Source organism: Salinivibrio sp. EAGSL (assembly GCF_013366455.1).
Classification (GTDB): Bacteria; Pseudomonadota; Gammaproteobacteria; order Enterobacterales; family Vibrionaceae; genus Salinivibrio; species Salinivibrio costicola.
The window spans coordinates 79,491-86,499 of sequence record NZ_JABWMG010000017.1 but is presented as its reverse complement, the minus strand read 5'-3'; the positions used below and the strand labels follow the sequence as shown (position 1 = coordinate 86,499).

Genomic DNA, 7,009 nt, shown 5'->3' with positions numbered 1-7,009 from the left:
CCAGTGACATACGGATTAACAGTCCGCCGTTCTACCAACTGAACTATGGGGGAATAATGGTGCCTCGAGGCGGAATCGAACCACCGACACGGGGATTTTCAATCCCCTGCTCTACCAACTGAGCTATCGAGGCAATGGTGCCGGCTGCCGGAGTCGAACTGGCGACCTACTGATTACAAGTCAGTTGCTCTACCAACTGAGCTAAGCCGGCACACAAATCGCGAAATACTGTGTGTCACACCATTATTTCATTATATGGTGCCCGGAGGCGGAATCGAACCACCGACACGGGGATTTTCAATCCCCTGCTCTACCGACTGAGCTATCCGGGCTAACGGAGCGCTATTAAACGGATTTTCGGTCTCACCGTCAACTGTTTTTTTGAAAAAAGTCCGGATATCGCATTGTTTGGATAAAAAGACAGCGAAGTGCGATAAAAACACGCAAAAATTCGACCCTTATCGCGGTTTACTGGGGAAGTTGCGCGAAGTCTTTTTGATAGCGTGTGACCTTTTGTAAGTAGCGTCTTGACTCCGAAGAGGGGTGGCGATGGGTTAGCGCCCAGTAGACTTGGTTAGGTTTTAAACGGTTCAGGTCTTGCATTGCACGCTCGCGGTTATTATCAAAGGTCAGTAGCACATTACCGGTGCCGCCGTTATAAGCGGAAATCATACTGTAGTGCAAAGAAAGTGGGTCTCGCACCGCTTTGAGATAGCGATTTTTGAGAATATAGAAATAGGCGGTTCCCATATCAATGTTCTTTTCTGGATCAAAAAGGTACTCAGGTGTGGGCTGGCCACGACGTTTTTTTACCAGTTTGAATACATCGCGTCCCGCCGTTTTCGGGACCACTTGCATCAATCCATAGGCGTTGGCCCAGCTCACAGCATACGGGTTAAAGCTACTCTCGGTTTTAATAATGGCATAAATCAGCTTTTCAGAGATGCCGTAACGTTCAGAGGCACGACGGACAATATCCGCATATTGATAGCTGCGTTGTGCGGCGTGATCCGTCACCATAGGAATAGTGACAAAATACATGTTTTGAAAACGGACCTGTTTTTTCTTTAGCCGCCGGTCAATAAGATAGTCAGCAAAGCGATTGGCGCGCCATTGCCAGGTGATGGCTTTACCTTCGTGATCAACCACTTGCCCTTCGAGAAATGGGCGTCCCGTCAGCGGAACTTTTGCTGCAGAGTAAAGATCCACAGAAGCAGGATCGCGCGGGGTTAATAGGGTGGTGACAATGGCTTGTCTGAGGTGATCTTTCGGATCGTCAGTTGCGACGGTTTCCACTTGGATCACACCGCGTTCAAAGTCGATTCGTGCGCGACTTTTGTAATTATCCGTGTATTTGACGTAGTCACGTTTTCCGGAAACAAAGACTTGATCTTCGCCCCAGCGGACTTCGATTTTGCCAGTAAATTGGCTGATAAGCTGATTCAGGGCGTCGAGATCTTTTTCGAATTGCCCTGGAATAGGCGCTAGATTTTTCGCAAACCGGTTAGTCGTTTGGTAATCCACGCCCACATATTTTTCGACGCTCTCTCGGCTGCAGCCGGAGAGCAACGCGCCATAACAGCACACTAACAAACAGAGTATTCGCGTCATTTTTGATTGTATTAGGATAAAAAAACACCCGCATTGAGCGTAACACAATGCGGGTGCGTTGCTGTGGTCAAGCCGCCTAGCTGTGGGCGACACCACGGAATTTACGCTTCGGGTGGCACATAGCCATCGATTTGCACGTCTTTTCCTTCAAACAAAAAGTTGACCATTTCTTGTTCAATGATCTTACGATGTTCAGGATCCATCATATTGAGCTTCTTTTCATTGATAAGCATGGTTTGCTTCTTTTGCCATTCCGCCCAGGCTTCTTTGCAAATATTGTCATAAATGCGTTTGCCCAACTCTCCCGGGTAGAGTTGAAAATCGAGTCCATCGGCTTCTTTTTGGAGACGTTGGCAAAATACGGTACGGCTCATAATCTAGGCTCCTTGTCATCGCCGGTTAGAGATTGTTGGCGCTCATGTTCAAGCAAGGTTAACAGCTTTTTCACTGGGGCCGCTAATCCTACTTTTGCAGGTTGTGATAAGTTATACCAAAGCCCTTGGTTGGCTTCCATGATGATTTGCGGTCGCTCAGCCACCGAGACTTTAATCGGTACAATATCTAAGTGAAAGTGACTGAAGGTATGTCTAAACGCGGTTAAGACCTCAGTTTTGACCGGTTTGATATTATGTAGCTTATCGGCAATATCGGCCTCGAGCGTGTGCTCAGCCGCTTCAGGCAAGCACCATAACCCGCCCCAAAGGCCGCTTGGTGGTCGTTGCTCTAACCAGATTTCATCCTGATACTGGATCAGCAAAAAACTGGTTTGTTTGACCGGTAAGGTTTTTTTCGGTTTTTTGCCAGGAAAATCCATTTGCCGACCTTGTACACGTGCCTCGCAGCGGTCGGCAACAGGGCAAAGATCACATTTAGGCTTGCTTCGTGTACAAACCATCGCGCCCATATCCATCATGGCTTGGTTGTACTTGTCGGTATCTGTGGTGGGCGTGAGTGTTTCGGCAATCTCCCATAACTTGTTTTCTACCGGCTTTTTACCCGGCCAACCTTCGACGGCAAAACAACGCGCTAAGGTGCGTTTGACGTTGCCGTCTAAAATGGGGTGCGGTTGACTGAGCGACAAAGAAAGCACGGCACCGGCGGTTGAGCGGCCGACACCTGGGAGCGCCATGACCTCATCGAGCGTGGTAGGAAATACGCCATCATGGTGGTTGGCAATCACTTGTGCCGCTTTGTGAAGGTTGCGGGCACGGGCGTAATACCCTAACCCCGTCCATAAATGAAGAACTTCATCCTGATCGGCATTCGCTAAGTCGATAACGGTCGGAAACCGTGCCATAAACCGTTCAAAATAAGGGATTACTGTGCTTACTTGGGTCTGTTGCAGCATAATCTCACTGAGCCAGACTTTATATGGCGTTTTGTTTTGCTGCCACGGTAAGGTTTTACGGCCATATTGCTCATACCAGTTTAAGATGGCATCGGAAAATGATTGACTCACTGTGTTCTCTCTTATTGTTTTGCTCACACGTGCACAAAGGCAGGCCACAGGGTACACTAACGACAGGGCGTACTAATAGGATCAGCGCGTCCACCTTGCGCTATCGCAAAAACTTTGCATAATGCGCAGTCCGTTTAGATTTCCAACAATCGATGGTGACGGCTACCGGCATCATTACTACTGCATCACAGGCACCCAATCATGACTGAAGTCACTAAAACCGAACTCACCGAGGATGGCAAAGTTATTCGTAAAGTACGCAGTTTTGTGCGTCGCGAAGGCCGTTTAACGAAAGGGCAAGAGCAAGCGCTAAACGAATCCTGGCCTACCATGGGGATTGACTTTGACGCCACCGAGCTTGATTGGCAGCAGGTGTTTGGTAATGATAATCCTGTGGTGTTAGAAATCGGTTTTGGCATGGGCGCCTCTTTGGTTGAAATGGCAAAAAATGCCCCTGAGAAGAACTTTGTGGGTATTGAAGTGCATACCCCTGGTGTGGGGGCCTGTTTAATGGCAGCGCGTGAAGCCGGTGTCACCAATCTGCGTGTGATGTGCCACGATGCGGTCGAAGTGTTTGAGCAAATGTTGCCGAAAGAAAGTTTGGACACGGTGCAACTTTTCTTCCCTGACCCATGGCATAAAAAACGTCACCACAAACGCCGTATTGTGCAGTTACCGTTCGCTGAAATGGTAAGAGACAAGCTAAAAATGGGTGGCGTATTCCACATGGCGACGGACTGGGAAAACTATGCTGAGCACATGATCGAAGTGATGGAAGCGGCGCCTCACTATCAAAATATCGCAAAAGAGGGCTATTATGTTCCTCGTCCTGAAGAGCGCCCGCTGACTAAATTTGAGCAGCGCGGTCAGCGCCTGGGTCATGGTGTATGGGATATCAAATACACACGCACAGCCTAATGTGCTAAGGCGCGACGGCGCAGATAAGTGAAAGCGGAAAGCCAACCTCAGGTTGGCTTTTTTGTCCCCTGTTGTAAAAGGATCCTGTTGGTGAAACCAAGCTCTCAACTGTTAGCGCAAATCCTGGAGGATGTCCGTCCTTTAATGGGGCGCGGCAAGGTGGCTGATTACATTCCAGCTCTTGCGGATGTGCCGAATCATAAACTCGGTATTGCGGTTTGCTACAACGATGGCGACCTGATCACCGCCGGTGACGCGGACGAAGCCTTTTCTATCCAGTCGATTTCTAAAGCGTTAAGCCTGACATTGGCAATGCAAAATTATCGCGCGGAAGAAATATGGACACGGGTTGGTAAAGAGCCCTCTGGTCAGGCTTTTAACTCATTAATCCAGCTTGAGATGGAGCAGGGGATCCCGCGTAATCCGTTTATCAACGCTGGCGCCTTAGTCGTCAGTGATATGCTGCATACGCGTCAATCAGCCCCTCGCCAGCGGATGTTAGAGTTTGTGCGTCAGTTAGCGGGCAACCCCCATCTTTGTTATGACAAGGTGGTTGCGGATTCAGAAATGCAGCACAGTGATCGCAATGCGGCAATTGCTTATCTGATGCGTGCGTTTGGCAATTTTGACAATGAGGTGGTGCCGGTTTTAACTAATTATTTCCACTATTGTGCATTAGAAATGAGTTGTGTTGATTTGGCCAAAGCCTTTTTCTACCTGGCGAATCAAGGAACGCCTTTATCGGGAAAAACGCGGATTTTAACGCCGACGCAAAGCAAGCAAATGAATGCGCTCTTAGCGACGTGTGGCTTGTATGATGGTGCGGGTGAGTTTGCCTACCGTGTTGGTATGCCTGGCAAGTCTGGCGTTGGTGGTGGGATTATTGCAATTGTGCCAGGCGAAATGTCGATTGCCGTTTGGTCGCCAGAACTGGATCCATCGGGTAACTCGTTAGCAGGCACCGCCGCTTTAGAGCTGTTATCTGCTCGGATTGGGCGGTCTATTTTCTGATCCTAGCCCACGATTCCGGTGAATAAAAAGCCCCGCATGCACGATGAGCGGGGCTTTTTGTTATTAGGCGTAACGGTTATGACTGGGCTATACGCCCTTGGTTAGCCTTGTGCCGCGAGCGTAGCGAAGGCGTGGTCAGCCGCTGCCAGTGTCGCATCAATTTCCTTTTGGCCGTGCGCCAAGCAGGTAAAGCAGGCTTCAAACGCAGACGGTGCGAGATAGATACCTTGTTCGAGCATTAAGTGGAAGAAACGCTTAAAGCGCTCAGTATCGCACTGCTGCACGTCTTTGAAGCAAGTGACTGTGTCTTGGTCCGTAAAGAAAAAACCAAACATTGCACCGGCTCGGTTGGTCGCTAATGGAATACCGTGTTTGTCGGCCAAGGCTTTAAAGCCCTCAGCAAGTTGTTTGGTGACACTATTGAGGTAATCATGATTGCCTGGTTGACGTAGTTCACTAAGACACGCGAAGCCAGCTGCCATGGCGACCGGGTTACCGGCCAAGGTGCCCGCCTGATAAACCGGACCGGTCGGTGCTAAGTATTCCATCACATCGCGACGACCACCAAATGCACCTACAGGCATGCCACCACCGACGATTTTACCTAGGGTAGTCAAGTCAGGTTTGACGTCGTAATAGGCTTGTGCGCCGCCAAGTGCCACGCGAAAGCCCGTCATCACCTCATCAAAAATTAGCAGGGCACCAAATTCATCGCATAGCGCGCGTAAACCTTGTAAGAAACCTGGCTGTGGTGGCACACAGTTCATGTTACCGGACACTGGCTCGACAATAATACAAGCCACCTCGTCAGGGTAAGTCTCTAACGTTTGGCGTACCGAGTCTAGATCGTTATAGGTGCAGGTCAGCGTGTGTTTGGCAAAATCTGCCGGTACCCCGGGCGAGTTTGGCTCGCCGAGCGTGAGTGCGCCTGAGCCTGCTTTCACGAGTAAGCAGTCACCATGGCCATGATAGTTGCCTTCAAATTTGATGAACTTATCGCGTTTGCTATAGCCGCGCGCGAGACGAATGGCACTCATGGTCGCTTCGGTGCCAGAGTTCACCATACGCACCATTTCCATGGATGGAACAAGCTCAGCAACCAGTTCTGATAAAGTGGTTTCACTTTCGGTGGGTGCACCAAAGCTCAGTCCACGCTGGGCGGCATCAACCACAGCTTCTCGAATGGAGGCGTGGTTATGGCCGAGAATCATTGGGCCCCACGAGCCAACGTAGTCGATGTAAGCTTTGCCGTCGGCATCAAAGATGTACGCGCCGTCAGCACGCTCCATAAAGACAGGGTCACCGCCGACACCGGCAAATGCACGCACGGGAGAATTCACGCCACCGGGAATGGTGCGTCTAGCTTGTTGAAAAAGTTGTGCTGATTTGGTCATGACATATCCTGTTAGGTAAGGCTTCGCCTAAATTGCGTCGGTGTATTTTAACCAAAGATACAGAACACTGGCGAGGTAGAGTATGATTTCATTGCAACAAGTTTGGCAATTAATACGTACTGATCACAATTGCGATCAAGCGCGCAATACTTGAACACTTTACTCAGGTATTAGATAATCCAATACTAAGCACCAAGAGCATGTGAGGTAACAATGAGCGAAGCACCTTTGCCGTTAGAGTTTTCTGAGGCCGCGGCGACCAAGGTAAAGACGCTGATTCAGGAAGAAGAAAACCCAAACCTGAAACTACGCGTCTACATTACCGGTGGTGGCTGTAGCGGCTTCCAGTATGGTTTTACCTTTGACGAAAACGTCAATGAAGGCGATATGGAGATCGAGAAAAGCGGCGTGATGTTGGTAGTGGACCCCATGAGTTTACAGTATTTAATGGGTGGGAAAGTCGACTATACCGAGGGGCTGGAAGGATCGCGCTTTTTCATTGATAACCCGAATGCCACCACCACGTGTGGCTGTGGCGCATCATTTAGCGTCTAATTTTTCGGCTGCGATAAAACGTACGACTTTTCGTTCCATCACAAAAACGGCGCCCTGTAGC

The 7,009-nt window shown here is 49.6% G+C and carries 7 protein-coding genes and 3 tRNA genes; 3 read left to right on the top strand and 7 right to left on the bottom strand.

From position 1 onward, the window contains the following. Positions 1-57 precede the first annotated feature (57 nt). The 6 genes from HLG76_RS11550 to mutY all read right to left on the bottom strand — a co-directional run bounded on the left by HLG76_RS11550 (position 58) and on the right by mutY (position 3,070). Positions 58-133 (bottom strand) — tRNA-Phe (locus HLG76_RS11550). A 2-nt stretch (positions 134-135) separates the two neighbouring features. After that, positions 136-211: transfer RNA gene (locus HLG76_RS11545), tRNA-Thr, on the bottom strand. Between the two features lie 45 nt (positions 212-256). Then, positions 257-332, bottom strand: a tRNA-Phe gene (locus HLG76_RS11540). Positions 333-468: 136 nt separating this feature from the next. After that, positions 469-1,611 (bottom strand): membrane-bound lytic murein transglycosylase MltC, encoded by a 1,143-nt coding sequence (gene mltC, locus HLG76_RS11535; protein WP_175993686.1) that lies wholly within the window; start codon positions 1,609-1,611, stop codon positions 469-471. Positions 1,612-1,712: 101 nt separating this feature from the next. Next, positions 1,713-1,985 carry an oxidative damage protection protein gene (locus HLG76_RS11530; RefSeq protein WP_021024203.1) on the bottom strand — a complete coding sequence of 91 codons (273 nt, stop codon included), beginning with the start codon at positions 1,983-1,985 and terminating at the stop codon, positions 1,713-1,715. Further along, positions 1,982-3,070 carry an A/G-specific adenine glycosylase gene (gene mutY / locus HLG76_RS11525; protein ID WP_175993685.1) on the bottom strand — a complete coding sequence of 363 codons (1,089 nt, stop codon included), beginning with the start codon at positions 3,068-3,070 and terminating at the stop codon, positions 1,982-1,984. The genes HLG76_RS11530 and mutY overlap by 4 nt, the downstream gene beginning before the upstream one ends. Before the next feature lie 201 nt (positions 3,071-3,271). Here mutY and trmB point away from each other — a divergent pair, with 201 nt between their 5' ends. Together trmB and glsB are read left to right on the top strand one after the other, a co-directional pair. Then, positions 3,272-3,988 (top strand): tRNA (guanosine(46)-N7)-methyltransferase TrmB, encoded by a 717-nt coding sequence (trmB, locus tag HLG76_RS11520; protein ID WP_021024205.1) that lies wholly within the window; start codon positions 3,272-3,274, stop codon positions 3,986-3,988. A 90-nt stretch (positions 3,989-4,078) separates the two neighbouring features. Next, on the top strand, positions 4,079-4,999 hold the full coding sequence (gene glsB, locus HLG76_RS11515; RefSeq protein WP_077459822.1) for a glutaminase B: 921 nt from the start codon (positions 4,079-4,081) through the stop codon (positions 4,997-4,999). A gap of 101 nt (positions 5,000-5,100) precedes the next feature. Here glsB and hemL read toward each other — a convergent pair whose 3' ends face one another. Beyond that, positions 5,101-6,393: a glutamate-1-semialdehyde 2,1-aminomutase gene (hemL, locus tag HLG76_RS11510; RefSeq protein WP_175993684.1), complete on the bottom strand. Its 1,293-nt coding sequence runs from the start codon at positions 6,391-6,393 to the stop codon at positions 5,101-5,103. 213 nt (positions 6,394-6,606) lie between these two features. Here hemL and erpA point away from each other — a divergent pair, with 213 nt between their 5' ends. Further along, positions 6,607-6,948, top strand: coding sequence for an iron-sulfur cluster insertion protein ErpA (gene erpA, locus HLG76_RS11505; protein WP_021022145.1), 342 nt, complete (start codon positions 6,607-6,609; stop codon positions 6,946-6,948). The last annotated feature ends 61 nt before the right edge of the window (positions 6,949-7,009 follow it).

What these genes read in the sequence shown, in the direction of transcription:
- mltC (WP_175993686.1), bottom strand. Translation starts at nt 1,611, where the DNA reads ATGACGCGAATACTCTGTTTGTTAGTGTGCTGTTATGGCGCGTTGCTC.
- HLG76_RS11530 (WP_021024203.1), bottom strand. Translation starts at nt 1,985, where the DNA reads ATGAGCCGTACCGTATTTTGCCAACGTCTCCAAAAAGAAGCCGATGGA.
- trmB (WP_021024205.1), top strand. Translation starts at nt 3,272, where the DNA reads ATGACTGAAGTCACTAAAACCGAACTCACCGAGGATGGCAAAGTTATT.
- hemL (WP_175993684.1), bottom strand. Translation starts at nt 6,393, where the DNA reads ATGACCAAATCAGCACAACTTTTTCAACAAGCTAGACGCACCATTCCC.
- erpA (WP_021022145.1), top strand. Translation starts at nt 6,607, where the DNA reads ATGAGCGAAGCACCTTTGCCGTTAGAGTTTTCTGAGGCCGCGGCGACC.